14 protein-coding genes are annotated in these 17,791 nt (G+C 54.7%); 6 read left to right on the top strand and 8 right to left on the bottom strand.

Going from position 1 to position 17,791, the window contains the following annotated elements:
* Nucleotides 1-4: 4 nt before the first annotated feature.
* Together MOY_RS01550 and MOY_RS01545 are read left to right on the top strand one after the other, a co-directional pair.
* Nucleotides 5-1,612, top strand: coding sequence for a gamma-glutamyltransferase family protein (locus MOY_RS01550; RefSeq protein ID WP_035539749.1), 1,608 nt, complete (start codon nt 5-7; stop codon nt 1,610-1,612).
* A 106-nt stretch (nt 1,613-1,718) separates the two neighbouring features.
* Nucleotides 1,719-3,569: an ABC transporter ATP-binding protein gene (locus MOY_RS01545; protein ID WP_035539746.1), complete on the top strand. Its 1,851-nt coding sequence runs from the start codon at nt 1,719-1,721 to the stop codon at nt 3,567-3,569.
* A 96-nt stretch (nt 3,570-3,665) separates the two neighbouring features.
* Here MOY_RS01545 and arfA read toward each other — a convergent pair whose 3' ends face one another.
* The 5 genes from arfA to MOY_RS01525 form a co-directional block, all read right to left on the bottom strand.
* Entirely contained in the window at nt 3,666-3,815 is a 150-nt protein-coding gene (arfA, locus tag MOY_RS16800; protein ID WP_009095764.1) for an alternative ribosome rescue factor ArfA, read from the bottom strand.
* Nucleotides 3,816-3,934: 119 nt separating this feature from the next.
* Nucleotides 3,935-5,218: a phospholipase D-like domain-containing protein gene (locus MOY_RS01540; RefSeq protein WP_009095762.1), complete on the bottom strand. Its 1,284-nt coding sequence runs from the start codon at nt 5,216-5,218 to the stop codon at nt 3,935-3,937.
* Nucleotides 5,219-5,304: 86 nt separating this feature from the next.
* Entirely contained in the window at nt 5,305-6,201 is an 897-nt protein-coding gene (gene cobA / locus MOY_RS01535; RefSeq protein WP_009095759.1) for a uroporphyrinogen-III C-methyltransferase, read from the bottom strand.
* A gap of 51 nt (nt 6,202-6,252) precedes the next feature.
* Nucleotides 6,253-6,597 carry a protein-serine/threonine phosphatase gene (locus tag MOY_RS01530; protein ID WP_009095757.1) on the bottom strand — a complete coding sequence of 115 codons (345 nt, stop codon included), beginning with the start codon at nt 6,595-6,597 and terminating at the stop codon, nt 6,253-6,255.
* A 39-nt stretch (nt 6,598-6,636) separates the two neighbouring features.
* Entirely contained in the window at nt 6,637-9,375 is a 2,739-nt protein-coding gene (locus MOY_RS01525) for a nitrate reductase (RefSeq protein ID WP_009095755.1), read from the bottom strand.
* A 759-nt stretch (nt 9,376-10,134) separates the two neighbouring features.
* Here MOY_RS01525 and MOY_RS01520 point away from each other — a divergent pair.
* Genes MOY_RS01520 through nirD form a run of 3 tightly spaced genes read left to right on the top strand, consistent with a single transcriptional unit; the run spans nt 10,135 to nt 14,419 of the window.
* Complete coding sequence (locus MOY_RS01520) at nt 10,135-11,430, top strand: NAD(P)/FAD-dependent oxidoreductase (RefSeq protein ID WP_009095753.1); 1,296 nt, start codon at nt 10,135-10,137, stop codon at nt 11,428-11,430.
* 23 nt (nt 11,431-11,453) lie between these two features.
* On the top strand, nt 11,454-13,985 hold the full coding sequence (gene nirB, locus MOY_RS01515) for a nitrite reductase large subunit NirB (protein WP_009095751.1): 2,532 nt from the start codon (nt 11,454-11,456) through the stop codon (nt 13,983-13,985).
* Between the two features lie 35 nt (nt 13,986-14,020).
* The gene (nirD, locus tag MOY_RS01510) at nt 14,021-14,419 is read left to right on the top strand and encodes a nitrite reductase small subunit NirD (RefSeq protein WP_009095749.1); all 399 of its coding nucleotides are present in this window, start codon (nt 14,021-14,023) and stop codon (nt 14,417-14,419) included.
* Between the two features lie 95 nt (nt 14,420-14,514).
* Here nirD and MOY_RS01505 read toward each other — a convergent pair whose 3' ends face one another.
* Nucleotides 14,515-15,033 (bottom strand): GNAT family N-acetyltransferase, encoded by a 519-nt coding sequence (locus MOY_RS01505; protein WP_009095747.1) that lies wholly within the window; start codon nt 15,031-15,033, stop codon nt 14,515-14,517.
* Nucleotides 15,034-15,178: 145 nt separating this feature from the next.
* Here MOY_RS01505 and MOY_RS01500 point away from each other — a divergent pair, with 145 nt between their 5' ends.
* Nucleotides 15,179-16,111 (top strand): cation diffusion facilitator family transporter, encoded by a 933-nt coding sequence (locus MOY_RS01500; RefSeq protein ID WP_009095744.1) that lies wholly within the window; start codon nt 15,179-15,181, stop codon nt 16,109-16,111.
* A gap of 43 nt (nt 16,112-16,154) precedes the next feature.
* Here MOY_RS01500 and MOY_RS01495 read toward each other — a convergent pair whose 3' ends face one another.
* Together MOY_RS01495 and MOY_RS01490 are read right to left on the bottom strand one after the other, a co-directional pair.
* Complete coding sequence (locus tag MOY_RS01495; RefSeq protein ID WP_009095742.1) at nt 16,155-16,928, bottom strand: metallophosphoesterase; 774 nt, start codon at nt 16,926-16,928, stop codon at nt 16,155-16,157.
* Between the two features lie 18 nt (nt 16,929-16,946).
* A complete protein-coding gene (locus tag MOY_RS01490; RefSeq protein ID WP_009095740.1) occupies nt 16,947-17,738 on the bottom strand; it encodes an alpha/beta fold hydrolase in 792 nt (263 codons plus the stop codon).
* Nucleotides 17,739-17,791: the final 53 nt, after the last annotated feature.

Below are 17,791 nucleotides of genomic sequence, written 5' to 3'. Positions count from 1 at the left end.
GCTCATGCACACTGACCCACACTATTACCCTTCGGCCTCACGACGCATGGTTACTTTTGGGAAACGCGGTATGGTGGCGACGTCTCAGACGCTTGCCGCACAAGTAGGCATCGATATTTTACGAAAAGGTGGCAATGCCATCGACGCTGCTATTGCGACTGCAGCCGCTTTAACCGTGGTTGAACCAACCTCAAATGGTATTGGCAGCGATGCCTTTGCTCTTGTATGGGTAAAAGATGAGTTATATGGATTAAATGCCAGCGGGCCTGCGCCAAAGAGTATTTCATGCGATGCCGTTAAAAGCTTAGGCTATGATGAAATGCCAGCCCATGGATTAGTACCGGTCACAGTTCCCGGTGCACCGGGCGCTTGGGCGACGATGTCAGAGCGTTTTGGAAAGCTCCCTTTCGAGCAACTATTAGCGCCTGCTATTGAGTTAGCTGAAGAGGGATTTGCCGTATCTGCAGTCGCTAGCCAGCTTTGGAAAACCGCTGAAGAGCGCTACGCAAAATACAACACAGAACAGTTTGCTCCGTGGTTTACACATTTCACTCCCAACGGCAAAGCCCCCGACCCAGGCGATGTTTGGCGTTCCCCCGATATGGCAAAAACGCTGCGTGAAATTGCCAACACAAATGCTAGTGCGTTTTATCAAGGAAGCTTAGCGGAAGCGATGGATGCCTTTTCACGCGCACATGGTGGCTTCTTACGAAAAGAAGATTTACAGGCTTTCAAACCAGAATGGGTTAAACCCATCAGTGTCCGCTATCGTGGTCATGATATTTGGGAAATTCCGCCGAATGGCAGCGGCTTAATTGTGCTGCAAGCCTTAGGTATACTGGAAGCGTTAGGCAAAAAATCTAACGACCCGCTAGAAACCCTTCACCGTCGTATTGAGGCAACAAAGCTTGGTTATGTAGACGGCTTACACTACGTTACCGAACGCTCAGCGATGCAGCCTAGCGTTGAGCAGATGCTTTCTAGTGATTACCTCTCCCAACGCGCGGACCTTATTGGCCAAGATGCCCTTGATCCGGTTCATGGTAATCCGCTAAAGGGGGGAACAGTTTACCTAGCGACCGCTGACGATGATGGCAATATGGTGTCGTTTATTCAAAGCAATTTTGAGGGCTTTGGTTCCGGCATTGTGATCCCGGGTACCGGCATTAGCCTGCAAAACCGAGGCTGGTCGTTCTCGCTTGACTCGGAACACACCAACGCATTGGCTCCTGGCAAACGTACCTATCACACCATTATCCCGGGCTTTATCACTAAAGATAACCAAGCTGTTGGGCCCTTTGGTGTGATGGGCGGCTACATGCAGCCTCAGGGCCAAGTGCAGGTGGTCACTGCGATGATTGAGGATCACCTTAACCCGCAGGCAGCGCTGGATATGCCGCGCTGGAAGTGGACAAAAGGCAAAACCATCGAAGTTGAAGCCGACTTCCCCAACCACTTAGCGCTCGCGCTGGCTCGTCGCGGTCACGACATCGTTAAAGTCGCTGATTCGATCAGCTTCGGCCGAGGCCAAATCATTCTGCGCGACCCTGAAACAGGCGTACTGCAAGGCGGCACCGAGCCGCGCACCGACGGGGCTGCACTGCCGCTTTAACGCTTCACGCCTACTGCTACGCAGCGTAAATGTGGCGGGCAGTAGGCTGGCTATCAACGCCAAAGCACCGCATCATAGCAGCCTCTTTTTTTAATGTTGCTGATCAATGACACCGCCACCATCACCTTCTCCGCCCCACTCCCCCTTCAGCGGCTTCTTTAGCGTTTTCCGCTATAGCCGCAGCGCGCTTACCCTTGTTTGGGAAACTTCCCGCTGGATGATGCTGGGCTTAGCACTCTGCACCTTAGTGGCGGGTGTGCTGCCTGCGGTGGCAGCGTGGGTCGGCCAGCTGATTGTGGATGGCGTGGTGGCAGCAATGGAGAGCTACCAGGCCGCGAGTTCACCCAGCCTCCTGGAGACATTGACACCAGTGCTGGGCTTAGTGGCTCTTGAGGGGCTGATTATTGCGCTGATCGCCCTGGCCCAGCGTGGGCTATCGGCCCAGCAGTCGCTGCTGCGGGCTATGCTAGGCAACAAAGTCAACGTAATGATTTTAGAAAAAGCGGGCACGCTCTCGCTTGGCCAGTTTGAAGACTCAGAGCTTTACGACAAACTGACCCGCGCCCGCCGGGAAGCCTCTACCCGCCCGCTTGCCTTAGTCAATAAAACCTTTGGGCTGCTACAGAACGCCATTTCGCTGGCAAGCTTTGGTTTTTTACTGGTGCAGTTTTCCCCCTGGGCGCTGCTTATTTTAGTTGCTGGCGCGCTGCCGGTGTTTCTTTCAGAAGCGAAATTTTCCGGCGATGCGTTTCGGCTATTTCGCTGGCGTTCGCCCCAAGCCCGCATGCAGATGTATTTAGAAACAGTGCTGGCTCGGGAAGACAGTATCAAAGAGGTAAAGCTCTTCGGCTTAGAACCCTTGTTTTTGCAACGTTACCGAGACATCTTCAACCGACTGTTTGTTGAAGAGCGCCTGCTAACGCTGCGTCGAGAAAGCTGGGGGTTTATCCTTGGCCTGCTTGGCACACTCACCTTTTATGCCGCTTACGGCTGGGTGGTGGTAGAAACCATTGTAGGGGCCCTCACCCTTGGTCAAATGACCATGTATCTGATGGTTTTCAAACAGGGGCAAGGCGCCTTATCAGCCAGCCTGACCGCCATCAGCGGCATGTATGAAGATAACCTGTACCTATCCAATCTTTATGAATACCTTGAGCATCCCACCGACGTTGAAGAAGGCCATCTCACCCAGGGCGTTGCCCCGGGTGACGGGCTGCGCTTTGAGCACGTCAGCTTCTCTTATCCTGGTGGTGGTGAAGTGCTACACGATATTTCGCTTCATTTGATGCCGGGGAGCAGCCTGGCGTTAGTGGGAGAAAACGGCTCGGGCAAAACAACGTTGATTAAGCTGTTAACGCGGCTTTACCACCCAACTAAGGGGCGGATTCTGTTAGATGGTAGCGACTTAAGATCCTGGGATACTCAGGCATTGCGGGAACGGGTCGGGGTCATTTTCCAGGATTTTGTGCGCTACCAACTAACGGTGGGCGAAAACCTCGGCGTGGGCGATACCCAAGCGTTTGACGACGAACAGCGCTGGCAACAGGCGGCGCACAATGGCATGGCGGATGAATTTATCACCCGTATGCCCAGTGGCTATCAAACCCAGCTAGGGCGCTGGTTTAAAAATGGTCAAGAACTATCAGGCGGCCAGTGGCAAAAGGTAGCGCTTTCACGCGCTTATATGCGCAAAAATGCCGATATTTTAGTGTTAGATGAACCCACTGCCGCCATGGATGCCGCCGCAGAAGCGGAAGTATTCGCCCGTTTTCGGGAACACAGTCGTGACAAAATGACGATTCTGATTTCCCACCGTTTTTCCACCGTACGTAGTGCTGAGCATATCGTGGTAATTGACCAAGGGCACATTATAGAACAAGGCACCCATGAATCGCTGTTAGAAGAAAACGGTCGCTATGCGTCGCTGTTTCACTTGCAGGCCGAAGGCTATCAATAAAAAAGCCGACCTATTAGGTCGGCCAAGCTGATGAGAGCTGCTCGGTAAAAAGTCGAGCAGTAAGATGCCTGGGAAAGGCATCGCCAAAGCGCCTACTTAAGCGGCTTGGCGATACCCTCGCCCAGAGGATTTACCTTTACGTGAGTAGCTTCCTTTACCTTTTTTGGGTGTTTGCTGCTGCATTTTGAACATGGGCGTTCGCAGCTGTGCTTTTAGTGCATTATCGCGAACTTTGCCTTTTTGCATAAAATAGATCCTTTTTAAAAAAGCTTATATGGCTCTTTACGGCAACTATCTGAGTACGTTTTGTCTATTAGGTTCCTGTAAAATTCAACACGACGTTCACTAACGTAGCTGATATATCGTCAAAAGTGGGCGCCAGCCACCATGCTCACCCAGCCGGCTAGTCGCTTGCGCCAAGGGCGGTTATGCCAGCGGTCAAGATCGTAATGCTCTGCATGGCGAATATCCTCCTCGACCAACTCACGAACGTAACGGGCAAACTCTTCATCGTAAACGTTGAGATTGCCCTCTTTGTTGATCCGGAAGGAGCGATTATCGAGATTGGTAGACCCAATGCTGGCCCAGCGGTCGTCGATACTGATCAGCTTGGCATGATACATCGACGGCTGATACTCATGAATATTCACACCAGCTTCAAGCATGGGTCGCCAACGGTTAACCGAGGCATGGCGAACAAAGCCTTTGTCGATACTGTCGCCAGGCACCAAAATATTGACCTCCACACCGCGCTCGCGGGCTTCTATCAGCGCTTCAAGAAAGTGTTCATCTGGGTAAAAGTACGCTGAACCCAGTGTGATACGCTGCTCAGCGGTAGCAATCGCTACCATTAGCATTTTGCGCATACGATGACGCCCCTCGATGGGAGTACTAGTCACCATCTGAGCATCCAGCTCCCCTTGGGGCTCAAGTTCGGGGAAATAGGCGTCACCCAGTAACAGCCGACCGCTGGCGTCCAGCCACGTATCAACAAAAGCCGCCTGCATATTGGCGACTACCGGCCCCTTTACAAGAAAGTGGTGGTCACGATAGGCCAGACCATCATCGTCAGGTAGCCAATTGTCGGTAATGTTAGCACCGCCAATAAAGCCGGTGCGGCCATCTACCATCAGCAGCTTGCGGTGAGTACGGTGATTAAAGTGGGCCAGCTCATACCATGACGGCTTACGCCAGCGGATCACGTCGACACCCGCCTCCTCCATGCGCTCAAACTTATTAACCGCCGCAGCGGATGAGCCCACATAGTCGATCAGAGCATGTACCGCCACACCACGCTCTGCCGCCGCTATCAAAGCATCGACAAACGGCTCTGTGGCCTTCTCCCCCCAGAACTCAAACGTCTCAAAGGTAATCGATGTTTCAGCAGAGTCGATGGCTTCCAGCATCGCCGCATAGATGGCCTCGCCATCCTGAAGGGAGTCGATACGGTTGCCCGCGACGATGGGCTGCTCAAAGATAAGCCCCATACTTCGGCGGAAGTCTGCATCGCGGGTATTAAAATTCACCGAGACGGGCTCAAGCAACCGTTTAGGCGAAGGCATAGCGTTATAAAACAGTACGCTGCCTAGGGCGAAGAGCAACGTAATAACAACGGTGGTTAAGGCAATGAGCCGAGTTCGACGTTTCACAGATAGCTCCCTGCCTTATGAGTTTGGCCCATGATTGCAGTTGCCTGGACGTAATTCCAGCGATTCAGTCAACCTCACTCAGCGCGCTACGCCATATGCTCGGCAATCGCTTCAGTGGTACATTTTTCAGCGGCTGACGGCACCATGCTCACCACGCTTCCCACCACAATCACGCACGGTGAAGGCAGCGGCTGAGCGGCTAGCTGCTCAGGCATATCCGCTAACGTCCCCACCAGCGATTGCTGCTCAGGCTGGCTGGCATTGGCAACCAACATAATCGGCCACTGATCGGGGAGCCCTGCTTGGCGTAGGCCATGGCAAATGGCGTCGACTTTGGAAAGCCCCATATAAAACACCAGGGTTTCATCTTTACGCGCCAGCGTCGTCCAATCGGGAGCACCACCTTCACGGCACAGCTGTGCGGTAATAAAGCGCAACTGCTGGGCGTGGCCACGATCGGTGAGAGGAATACCCATGCCAGCGGCGGCAGCCGATGCAGCGGTAATGCCAGGGACAATGTGCGCCGGTAATGAGGCATTGGCTAACGCTGCTAACTCCTCCCCCATTCGCCCAAAGACGCCAGGGTCGCCGCCTTTTAATCGCACTACCGATTTCCCCGCGTGGGCAAGTTTAACCATTAACGCACCGATTTCAGCTTGGGGCACGCTGTGGTGGCCGCTAGCTTTACCCACATAATAGCGCTCGGTGCCCGCAGGTATCAGTGCCAGCACATCATCCCCCACCAAGCGGTCGTAGACCACGGCATCGGCCTGCATCAATAGCCGTGCCGCTTTAAGCGTTAGTAGCTCCACATCGCCGCTGCCCGCACCGACTAAATACACCGTTCCAGCACGACACTCGCCAGTTAACGGCAGGTGTAAACGAGCGGCTGCCTCGCGACCAAAGGGCGCTAGCACCCGCTGGCTTAGGCGCATAAAAGCCCCTAGCCATTTTTGGGTTAGCTGTTTGCTTAGCGCGCGCATTGGGCCGCTCCTTTCCGTAATACTAATTAACGATGTGCGCTCCCAGCCTCTTTAACGCGCTAGCAGTGCAATCACCACAACAGCCATCGCCACTGAGACCCCCTTCCAAAACAGCACGGGATCGCGCTCCAATAGCGGTAGTTTAGCGCGATTAAGTATCTCGGTGCTTGGCGAACGCAGCTCAAAGATGAATTCCGAAAGCGCCGGATAACGGTAGTGAGGGTTGGGGTGCAAAGCTTTTTTGAGCAGCTCATCCACCCAGGCGGGCAGTGCGCGATTTTCGCTCAGCGCCGATTGGTAGGCAAGTTTGTGCTGTGCCGCCCGGGTGCGGGTTTTGGCCACCTCGGTGCCATAGAGCAGCGTGCCGGTTAACAGTTGGTAAGTGATCACCGCCAATGAATACAGGCCAGCGCGGGGCGAAAACGCATAAAGGCGTTAAGCCACTTCAGAATTAGGGGATTGCTTAGCGCGCGCACTGGGCCGCTCCTCTTCAATAAGTGATTTCAATTCGGGAATACAGCTGCCGCACTGGGTACCGCAAGCAAGCCTTGCGCCCAGCGCTTCCACGCTGACATCGCCCTCGCGAATAGCCTTTACGATGGTGGTTTGGCCCACTTGATGGCAGCTACAAATGACCGGGCCGGTTTCCGCAGCGCCGTCATCACAACCTGCCAATAAACGGCGGCGATGGGTGTCGCTTAAGGACGTGTCATTAAACCGGGCTTCCAACCATGCCAATCCAGGTAGCTCTTTAGGGGGGCCTACCATTAGCCACCAGCAAAGCTGACCCTTTTCTACGCCAACGGCGCGCAATCGTCCGTTAGCAGGATCTTGACTCATCACAGAGAGCGGCCTCGGCATCCACGCGTTTATCTGTGCTAGCCAGTCATTAATCGGTTGGGTGTTGGCAAGCTGCCAACGCTGGCAACCGCGCATCGGCGTACGGGCCCAGTAGGCACTTTCACACCAGGGCGACGCATCGCTCAGGCCATCGGCGACGATCAGGGTGGCTTGCCAATCGGTGGGTAGCGCTGCCAATGCTACAGCGCCATGCTTCGCTTCCGGCTGGCCGGAAAGTAGGTCGGTGATGCTATCAATCAACGCACTACTTCTGGCTTGTTTGGTGAAGCAGTCAGTCCAGTGGATAGGCACAAACACGTCGCCGCGGCGCTGGGCGCTCGATACCCGGACACGACCAATGAACTCACCCTTCGCCGCGGTTAACACCGCAAGCTCTTGGTCAACCACACCAGCGCTGCGCGCATCGTCAGGATGCACTTCTATAAAGGGCTCCGTACGGTGATTCATCAGGCGTGGCGAACGGGCTGTGCGTGTCATGGTGTGCCATTGATCGCGAATTCGTCCGGTGTTCACGCGCAGCGGGTAGGCAGCACTGAGCGCTTGCTTAGGCCCCTGTGGCCGTATGGCGAGTAACTTGGCACGGCCATTCGCCGTAGCAAACTCGCCGTCTGCAAACAGGCGTGCCGTCCCATGGGGAGCCGCCTTTGTGACCGGCCACTGAATGGGTGCTAAAGCGTCGTAGCCTTCCCTACCCAGGCCAATCAAACCCGATATATCAAACAGCCGCTTTGAACCTTTTGAAGAGGCTTCATTTTCGAACCCTGACAGACGGGCGTGCTCGTCGAAGATTTCCCAGGGATGCGTGTAGTTAAACGCCTCAGCAAACCCTAAGCGTTTCGCCACCTCACACATTATCCACCAGTCGTGCTGCGCCTCACCGGGGGGTGGCAGCATGCCCCGCTGGCGAGAAAGACGGTACCGTTCGGAATTGGTCACGGTACCGTCTTTCTCTGACCAGCCCGAGGCGGGTAGCACAATATCCGCATAAGGCAGTAAGTCGGTGTGGGCGGCGCATTCGGAAACGATCACTAGCGGGCACTTTTTTAGTGCGGCCCGAACTCGCGCTGCACCAGGCAGGCTGATGGCGGGATTGGTGGCCATCACCCAGAGCGCTTTTATCTCACCCCGCTCAATAGCTTCAAAAAGCTCTACTGCTTTATAGCCCGGGCTATCCGGCAAGCAAGGTGTCAGGCTATCAGTCGTCCAGAAGCGGCTAACAAGGTCGAGCGCACCGGGAGTGTGGTAATCCATGTGCGCTGCTAGCTGGTTAGCCAGCCCACCCACTTCGCGGCCACCCATGGCATTAGGCTGGCCCGTCATCGAAAACGGCCCTGCCCCCGGCAAGCCAATCTTCCCCCCGGCCAGGTGGCAGTTAATAATCGCATTGCACTTATCGGTACCGCTGGCGGATTGATTAATCCCCTGCGAGTAGAGCGTGACCACATGCAGCTGGCTGGCAAACCAGTAGTAGAAGGTTTCCAGACGCTCGGGGTCGACATCACAGGCAACCGCTACCTCCGCTACCGATCCCGCTGTTTGCTGCGCGGCTTTCAGCGCCTCTTCCAAGCCTTCGGTGTGGCGCTCCAAATAGAGCGTATCGAGCTTTTGATGTTGGGCCATCCACGCCAGCAGGCCATTAAAAAGATAAGCATCGCTACCCGGCTGAATCCCTAGATAGAGGTCGGCAATCTCGCAGCTATCGGTGACGCGGGGGTCAATTACCACCACGCGCATCAACGGGTTGCGCTCTTTGGCTACCTTCAAACGCTGATAAAGCACCGGGTGATTCCAGGCCAAGTTAGAACCCACCAGCACCACCAGCTCCGCCTCTTCCAGGTCTTCGTAGTTACACGGCACCGCATCCGCACCAAAGGCACGCTTGTAGCCAACTACCGCCGAGGCCATGCAGAGCCGAGAATTGGTATCCAAATGAGGCGTACCCAAAAAGCCTTTAAACAGTTTATTGGCCACGTAGTAATCTTCTGTCAGCAGTTGGCCCGATAGATAAGCGGCAACCGTTTGGGCTCCATACTCGTCCCGCAGGGTATTTAAGCGGTTAGCGGTGGCGCTCAACGCGGCGTCCCATGAGACCTCCACGCCATCGACACTAGGGCGAGTCAGCCGCCCATGGTGTCCTAAGGTTTCGTGTAGCGCAGAACCTTTGACACATAGACGCCCAAAGTTTGCCGGATGCTCGCGGTCGCCTTCTACAGCGCTCAGCGTGCCCGCTTCAACCGCCGCCTTCACGCCACAACCGACGCCGCAGTATGGGCAGGTTGTTTTGGACTGCTGCCCTGCTTTTGCCCCTCGCATAACACCTCCTCGGGTCGTACCTGAACGCTGTCTTAAACAGGTGTTTAAATGCCGGACATAAAAAAACGCCCAGTCCCTTTCCCTAAAGCGCGATACAAACGCATTAGAGAAGAGGGCTGGACGTCGTTGCCACAGCGCACCTTCAGTGGTGCAGACTATTTTTTTACAACTGAAAATTTCTAACAGCTACACATTTTCTAACGGCTACTTATTTTTCTTGCGGCTTTGGAATTGCTCGCTGCCATCGCCAAATAATGAGTACCTATTACTTATTAACTGTCTTGTGGGTTAGGTAACTGCAAAATAAAGACCCAAAGCTATAATTTTAAAAATTATTAAATAAATACAAATACTTATAAAAATAGAAATAACATCGAAAGCCACTACTTGGCTCTCAGAGCAAGACAAAGTGGTGCCCAAGAGTGCATGCACCGCCCTTTTTCGCACCATCGCTGTGCACCCTGTCCAAATATCCGCGCTACCACTGCCCCGTACCAACAACTTAACTAACTGACAGTGTTGAACAAATAAACATTAATGGCCAGCTGGCTCGCTCCTTGCTTGATAAAGCGTAAGATTTTTAAGTACTTGGCGGCCAATGGCGGCTGCCCTGTGTTTGAAAACGGATTTAAAACGACGCTATCGGGCAACGACGCCCCTGACGCGCACTCTTTTTGCAGTTCTATGCAAAGAGGTGCACGACAGGGGCGTTTTTTTTGTTTGGTGCTCAAGCAGCCGCAAAGACACAGAGGAGCCCCCATGGAAACTACTTCACGGTGCTCACCCAGCGACCATCTAGTAATAATTGGCAACGGCATGGCAAGCCATCGCTTGATTGAGGCCTTGGTCAAACAGCCCAAGCGTCCCCAGCGCATCACAGTGATTGGCGCCGAGTCAGCGCCTGCTTATAACCGCATCCTGCTCTCTCCACTACTGGCCGGTGAAGTGCAGCAGGATGCGCTGACGCTGCGCGATGCCACATGGTATGCCGAACAGGGTGTCACGCTAATACTCGGTGAAAAGGTCGAGACACTTGATCGCTCACGCCAGACATTGATCACCGATAACGGGCGGTCGCTTGATTATGACCGCCTGGTAATTGCCACCGGCTCGCGCCCGACACTGCCCGACGTTCCGGGTATTGAGCTTGCGGGGGTGCACGGCTTTCGCGATTTGCAAGATGCTGACGCGCTGACCGATATTGCCCAGCGCGGCGGTGACACCCTTGTGATTGGCGGCGGCTTGCTGGGCCTGGAGGCCGCTGAAGGGCTGCGTAAACGCGGCAATGATATCAAAGTGAGCGTGCTCCAACGCAGCGAGCGGCTGATGAACCGGCAGCTGGATGTTACCGCAGCGCACCTACTTAAAGACGAACTGACTCAGCGCGGTTTAACGATCATTACCGGTGCTCAGTTAGCACGGCTAGAAGGCGACGCACAGGGCCGGGTTGCTAAGGTACACCTTGCCGATGGCCGACAGTTACACGCCACCAGCGTGATTATTGCCGCTGGCATTACCCCCAATATCGAGCTAGGCCACCAGGCAGGCCTGACCACCCTGCGGGCTATTGTGGTGGATCAGTGGCTAACCACCAGCGACCCCGCAATTTATGCGCTAGGCGAGTGCTGCCAGTTTGATGGCACTACTTACGGCTTGGTAGAACCGATTTGGCAACAGGTAGAAGTGCTTGCCGCCACGCTATGTGGCACCGCTATCCAAGGCTACACAGACACCCCCAGCGCGACCAAACTCAAAGTCAGCGGTGTGGCGCTCTACGCCTTTGGCCCTACCGAGGCTAGCGACGAGCATGACGTATTGAGTTACCACGACATTGAGCGTGGCGACTACCGTCGCCTGCTGCTGCGCGACGGACGGATTGAAGGCGCTGTGCTCTACGGCGATACCCGCCAAGGCCCTTGGTATTTCGAGCAGGCGCTCGCGAGCAATAACCTTAACGACTGCCGCCAAGCACTGTTGTTTGGTGCGGCTGATGTAAAGGCGCTCAAAGATCATCAAAACGATACACCTCATTTATCGACGTCAGAGGCGGCATAACTATGTCTATGAAGAGCATGTCTATGAAGAGCATGTCTACCAAAAACACGACAACTCCCGAACAGCTCATCATTATCGGTAACGGCATGGTCGGCCACCATCTGGTCGAGCAGCTAGTCGATAACGGTGGTCTTGAGCGCTACCAAGTGACGGTGTTTGGTGAAGAGCGGCATCGCGCCTACGACCGCGTACATCTATCTGAGTATTTCAGCGGGCGCGACGCCGAATCGCTAGCGCTATGCGAGGCGGATTACTACGCTACCAGCGGCGTGGAGCTACGCAGTGGCGAAGCCGTGATCGAGATTGACCGTAACGCTCAGGAAGTCGTTACCGATCAAGGCCGCTACGCCTATGACCGCTTAGTCCTGGCGACCGGCTCCTTCCCTTTTGTGCCACCGATTCCCGGCAACGACCGTGAGGGATGCTTGGTATATCGCACCCTAGATGACTTAGATGCCATTCGAGCCGCCGCCGAAAATGCCACTAATGGCGTAGTGGTGGGCGGTGGCCTACTGGGTTTGGAAGCAGCAAACGCCCTGCGCGGCTTAAATCTAGATACCGCCGTCGTCGAGTTTGCCTCCCGCTTAATGCCGATGCAGGTAGACAGCGAAGGTGGCGAGCTGCTGCGCGAAAAAATCGAGTCACTCGGCGTGCAGGTCCTTACCGAGCGCGCGACTCAACGCATCGAAGACGGCGATAACAGTCTCCACCGCATGGTCTTCCAAGACGAAAAAGTGCTGGAGACCGACCTGATTGTATTCTCTGCCGGTATTCGTCCCCGCGACCAGCTCGCCCGAGCGTGTGGCCTGGAACTTGGTGAGCGTGGCGGCATCGTGGTGGATGATCATTGCCTTACCAGTGATCCAGCCATCCTTGCCATTGGCGAAGTCGCGCTATGGAACCAAAGCATTTTTGGCCTGGTGGCGCCCGGCTACCAAATGGCTAAAACAGCGCTCTCCACATTAACCGGCGGTGACGCCCGCTTTAGTGGTGCGGATATGAGCACCAAGCTTAAGCTGCTGGGCGTAGATGTGGGTTCGATTGGTGATGCCCACGGCAACCAGACCCCTGGCGCACGCATGTTTCGTTATTTAGACCCCATCAAGCAGGAGTACCGCAAGCTCGTGGTTTCTAGCGACGGTAAAAAACTGCTCGGTGCGATGATGGTAGGCAACAACAGCGTTTATGACACCCTGCTACAGTACTACTCTAACGGCATCGAACTGCCCGACGAACCCGCCTCACTGATTCTGCCGCAAAGCAGCGGAGCCGCACCCACGCTTGGCCCCGGTGCATTGCCAGAAACAGCGATGATTTGCTCCTGCCACAACGTCTCTAAAGGCGATATTTGCGCCACCATTGATGACGGTGCAGTGGACCTAGCCGGTGTAAAGGGCGCCACCAAAGCCAGCACCGGCTGCGGCGGCTGTACCGCGCTGCTCAAAAGTGTGGTCGATTACGAGCTGGAAGCGCGCGGCGTTGACGTCGATAAATCGATTTGCGAACACTTCTCCCATACCCGCCAAGAGCTTTACGACATTGTGCGCGTGGAAGGTATTAAAACCTTTAGCGAATTAATCGAAAAGCATGGCAATCAGGACACCCACTGCCTGGGCTGCGATATCTGTAAACCCGCCGTGGCGTCTATTCTAGCCTCCTGCTTTAACGAGCCGATCACCGACGCAGCGCATATTCCGCTACAAGACACCAACGACACCTTCATGGCCAACATGCAGAAGAACGGCACCTACTCGGTTGTTCCGCGCGTGGCGGGTGGTGAAATAACCCCAGACAAGCTAATCGCGCTAGGTGAAGTGGCCAAAAAATATAGCCTCTACTCCAAAGTGACCGGCGGCCAGCGCATCGACCTGTTTGGTGCCCGCCTGGAAGACCTGCCAGATATCTGGAGTGAGCTGATTGCCGCAGGCTTTGAGACCGGCCACGCCTACGGTAAATCGCTGCGTACGGTTAAATCCTGCGTGGGCAGCACCTGGTGCCGCTACGGCGTTCAGGACAGCGTCGGCATGGCGATTCAACTGGAGAACCGCTACAAGGGCCTGCGCTCACCCCACAAAATAAAGTTCGGCGTATCCGGCTGCACCCGCGAGTGCGCCGAGGCGCAGAGTAAAGATATCGGGATTATCGCCACCGAAAATGGCTGGAATCTCTACGTGTGTGGTAACGGTGGCATGCGCCCCCGCCACGCCGACCTGTTCGCCACCGATCTTGACGACGAGCAGCTCTACCGCACCATTGACCGTTTCTTAATGTTCTATGTGCGTACCGCCGACCGCTTGCAGCGCACCTCAGTGTGGCGCGAAAACCTCGACGGCGGTCTGGACTACCTCAAAGAGGTGATACTGGACGACCGCCTAGGCATCAACGACGAGCTAGAGCGCCAGATGCAAACCGTGGTGGATACCTACCAGTGCGAATGGGCCGATGCCATCAGCGACCCGGAGAAGCTCAAGCGCTTCCGCAGCTTCGTTAATGACGACCGCCCGGACCCATCAATCATTATGACCTCTGAGCGCGGCCAGCTACGCCCCGCTTAAGCGGCTCTTTTCACTGAATAAAAATGAGGCAACCCATGACCGCAACGGCACTGAAAAAAGAGAGGGATAGGGTGGATATTCAAAACAGCCAGGCGTGGCAAAAGGTCTGTACTAAAGCTGACTTGGTGGAGTTCTCAGGCGTTGCCGCCTGGCTTGAAACCGCCGAAGGCGCAGCCCAAGTAGCAATCTTCTACTTGCCAGGACAAGAGGCGGCAAATGAGCTTTTTGCACTTGACCACTTTGACCCTTTTTCTAACGCCAACGTCATCGCCCGAGGCATCGTCGGCGATCTTGAAGGCTCAGCGGTCGTCGCCTCGCCCCTCTACAAACAGCACTTTCGGCTTGAAGATGGCCAGTGTTTAGAAGATGAAGAGGTCAAACTGCGTACTTGGAAGATCGAGTTTAAAGGTGATGAGGTGTGGGTTGAGGGCTGATTCTCGATTCAGTGATTAATGGCTGATCAAGCGTAAACGCCGCCCCATCGGGTGGCGTTTTAAGTCTACTGATTACTTGGGAAGAGGCCGATTAGTCAACTTATGTCCTTTTTATAAAGCACGCTATCAAGCCTTAGCCCCGCCACTAATGAATAATCAGGCAGCTTTTCTCCCGCCTCAAATCCGACTTTTTCCAGTACCCGCCTGGAAGCACCGTTATCCACTGAAACAATCGCCGAGAGCGTATCCAGCCGGTAAACACTGCGTGCTTCATTGATCAAGAAGTGTAATGCGCGTTGGGCAATTCCGTGGCCGCACGCTTGCTCGCCAATGCGATAGCCCACTTTGCCTTGGCCGTTTTGCATATCGCGTAAATTGGCGCGCCCTACAATAGTGCCTCTTTTACGAATCAGCAGCGGGCTCATTCGACGTTGGGCGTTTAGCGCCAGGCACTCAATGATGTGCTGAGTAGTGCCTTGCGGAGTATAAAAACTCTGAGGGCGCGCTTCGATGTACTGCTCGAACCACTCACGCTCTTGGGTTTCAAATACCAACAGTTCGGCAGCATCTTCTGGGGTGATGAGTTTGAAGGTCAAATCGTTAGCATGGCGCATAAGCACGTCTCTCCCTGGGGTGCAAAGCAGGTGGCTAAAGGCTATTTCTGTGAACAAAAGATCAACAAAACGCTGACATTGCGCGCAGTGATATTGCTATGCTTGCCAGCCTCTTAGTCAAGCAGGCACTGGAGCCATAACGTTCATGAAGACTGAATCGAACACTTTAGCCTTCTCCGCATTTATGGCGCTATTGATTGGTAGCGCTGGCATTGCGGGAACGCTACTTTCTAACTCCCAAGCGATCCTGCTGGATGGGCTTTTCAACCTTATCTATTTTAGCGTCGCACTGGTGACTATTAAGGTAAGCAAGTTAGCTAACCTTCCGGACAGTGACGCTTACCCGTTTGGTTACAGCTACTTTGAGTCATTAGTTAACCTTTGCAAAGGGCTGTTAATTTTAGGCGTATCTATTTTTGCGTTGGTCGATGCAGTGGCTGCCCTGCTAACTGGCGGGCGGGCAATTTCACCGGGGGTCGCCGTCGTCTACGCGCTATTCGCCACGGCAGCTTGCTCACTGACGGCATGGGTAATGCACCGCAGTCAGCGCCATGTTCGAAGCCCGCTGGTCAGCGCTGACAAACTCAACTGGATAGTGAATAGCGTCATCTCTGCCGCCGTACTCGCAGCATTCTGCCTCGTCATGCTGTTTGAGCGCATAGGGTGGCAGGTTATTCTGCCCTATGTGGACTCAGTGCTTGTGATTGCGGTGGTGGTACTCTGCCTAGGTGTGCCGGTACGCATGGCATCCCAAGCGCTGCGGGAGTTGCTTAACAAGGCGCCTGAAGAGGCGATTGCGGTACCCATACGCCAAGCAGTCGCCCGTGCGCTAGCCGACATAGACACCCATGAAGTACGAGTACGCATGGTTCGCCCAGGCCGGCTTCTCTATGTGATTGTGCATGTAGTCTTATCCAAAGACCTCTCAGAAGCATTACTGACTAACCAAGACAGGCTGCGTCAGCGCATTGATGAAGAGGTGCGCCGCGAACATTCGCCGGTAGTATGTGACGTGGTGTTTACCGCCGATACCCGATGGGCAGCGCCCTCCTGTGGGCTGTTGGTTAAAAAAGCATAAGCGTTTTACGCGACGCCATACGCCAATAGGCACCCGAAGGTGCCTAACGCCCAACTTCTAGGTCGACTACCAGGTCATCGCGGAATAGTGAGGGACTGAACTCATAAGGATAACCGCCCGGATTAGCAATAACACGGGTACCGTTATGCAGACGGTCGACCGGCTCATGGACATGACCATGTACCCATAGATCCATTTTCCCCATCAATTGCGGCAAGTGCGAAGCAAAGGCGGGAGAAAGCGCATCGCCAAGATACTGGTCAGGAATGCAGCTATGTAACGGTGCGTGGTGGCTAATGACTACTTTGGGGCCATCAAAAGGTTTCGCGAGTTCACGGCTTAACCAGTTGAGCGCCTCTATGTGTAGTTCCCGACTGGCCTGGGGCGTAAAGGGCTGCCCAGGAGCCGTGGTGACAATGCGAAAGTCGGGCATGTAACGCATTGCTTTTGCTTCGGTATCTTGCGGGTTCCGCGTTGGGTCGTCCACATATAGCGCAAAATCGGTCCAAAGCGTGGTGCCATAAAAACGTACCCCGCCCAGGGTGATGGCTCGGTTATCCAGTAATTCAATCTGATAGCGCGCAGCTTCAAGGGCTAACTCTTCACGCAGCTGGGGCATGCAGGTGCCGTAAAACTCATGATTTCCCGGCACGTATAAAATAGGTAGCATCGGAAACTGCTGCCTTGCCCAGGCCAGCCCTTCCGTTTTCCGGTGAATATCTCCGGCCAGAATGATGATGTCCGCCTCTATCTCGGGCAGCTCACGATGGCCATCAAAAAACTCCAAATGAAGATCAGACAAAATTCGTAAGCGCATATAAATTCTCACTTATCTTTATGACTTCACGCGGCTGATAAACTGGCTGGCAAGATGAACGACGAGGGCCTCTGCTTCGCGGTGAGGCACATGATGAATACCAGGCAGAATCTCGCAGTGTGCGGGGCCATGCACATAGCGCGCTATTTGCTCGGGCTGCCGGTGGGAGCCGTACTCATCTTTTTCACCATGGAGAACCAGCGTGGGGCAGTCGACCTGTTCCAATGCAGGCCTCAGTGACCAGCTTTCAAATGCTGGGTGCAGCCAAATATCCGTCCAGGCATGCAGCACCCAGCGGGCTTTATCGCCATGGTATTTTTCGAGCTTGGTAAACTGCTCTGGCGCTTCAAATGCGACCTGGGCGTCTTGTATACCCTGCCGGGTGCGGCGCTCGTTGATGGACTGGGCCGCAATGGTAATGAGCCCCGTACACTGCTCAGCGTAATGCCCGGCACAGTGCACCGCCATGCCGCCGCCAACGCTATGACCAAGGGCGATAAATTGCTCAAGCTGAAACGCAGCGTAAAGTGCCGCAAAGCTTGTCGTCGGTTCATCCTCAATAAACGTGTGCAAAGGGGGAGCCGTACATGGATCAGAGCGGCCATAGCCTAGCCGGTCGTAGGCAATCACGCGCTGCTGGGTAGCAGCGCAAAGCGCTGCGGGAAAGCTGCGCCACAGCTCAACGCAACCCAGCGAGTCATGAAAAAGTACAATGGGGGTGTCGCAACACGCCTGCTGCGGCTCCCAAGTACGAGTAAATAAGCGACCGCCGGGGGAGGCTATCCAGCGGTCGTGGAAGGTTATCGTCATGGCATGGCTCTTAAGCTAGTCAGTTGTTATTAGTGATCAGCAGTCAACATACC

This window comes from Halomonas sp. GFAJ-1 (assembly GCF_000236625.2).
Lineage (GTDB): Bacteria > Pseudomonadota > Gammaproteobacteria > Pseudomonadales > Halomonadaceae > Vreelandella.
This window is presented reverse-complemented; position numbering and strand designations above follow the sequence as displayed.

Bases quoted from the DNA above. Each gene is read 5' to 3' on its own strand.
- nirB (WP_009095751.1), top strand. From the start codon at position 11,454: ATGAAGAGCATGTCTACCAAAAACACGACAACTCCCGAACAGCTCATC.
- MOY_RS01490 (WP_009095740.1), bottom strand. From the start codon at position 17,738: ATGACGATAACCTTCCACGACCGCTGGATAGCCTCCCCCGGCGGTCGC.
- MOY_RS01495 (WP_009095742.1), bottom strand. From the start codon at position 16,928: ATGCGCTTACGAATTTTGTCTGATCTTCATTTGGAGTTTTTTGATGGC.
- MOY_RS01545 (WP_035539746.1), top strand. From the start codon at position 1,719: ATGACACCGCCACCATCACCTTCTCCGCCCCACTCCCCCTTCAGCGGC.
- MOY_RS01550 (WP_035539749.1), top strand. From the start codon at position 5: ATGCACACTGACCCACACTATTACCCTTCGGCCTCACGACGCATGGTT.
- nirD (WP_009095749.1), top strand. From the start codon at position 14,021: ATGACCGCAACGGCACTGAAAAAAGAGAGGGATAGGGTGGATATTCAA.
- arfA (WP_009095764.1), bottom strand. From the start codon at position 3,815: ATGCAAAAAGGCAAAGTTCGCGATAATGCACTAAAAGCACAGCTGCGA.
- MOY_RS01500 (WP_009095744.1), top strand. From the start codon at position 15,179: ATGAAGACTGAATCGAACACTTTAGCCTTCTCCGCATTTATGGCGCTA.
- MOY_RS01520 (WP_009095753.1), top strand. From the start codon at position 10,135: ATGGAAACTACTTCACGGTGCTCACCCAGCGACCATCTAGTAATAATT.
- cobA (WP_009095759.1), bottom strand. From the start codon at position 6,201: ATGCGCGCGCTAAGCAAACAGCTAACCCAAAAATGGCTAGGGGCTTTT.
- MOY_RS01505 (WP_009095747.1), bottom strand. From the start codon at position 15,033: ATGCGCCATGCTAACGATTTGACCTTCAAACTCATCACCCCAGAAGAT.
- MOY_RS01525 (WP_009095755.1), bottom strand. From the start codon at position 9,375: ATGCGAGGGGCAAAAGCAGGGCAGCAGTCCAAAACAACCTGCCCATAC.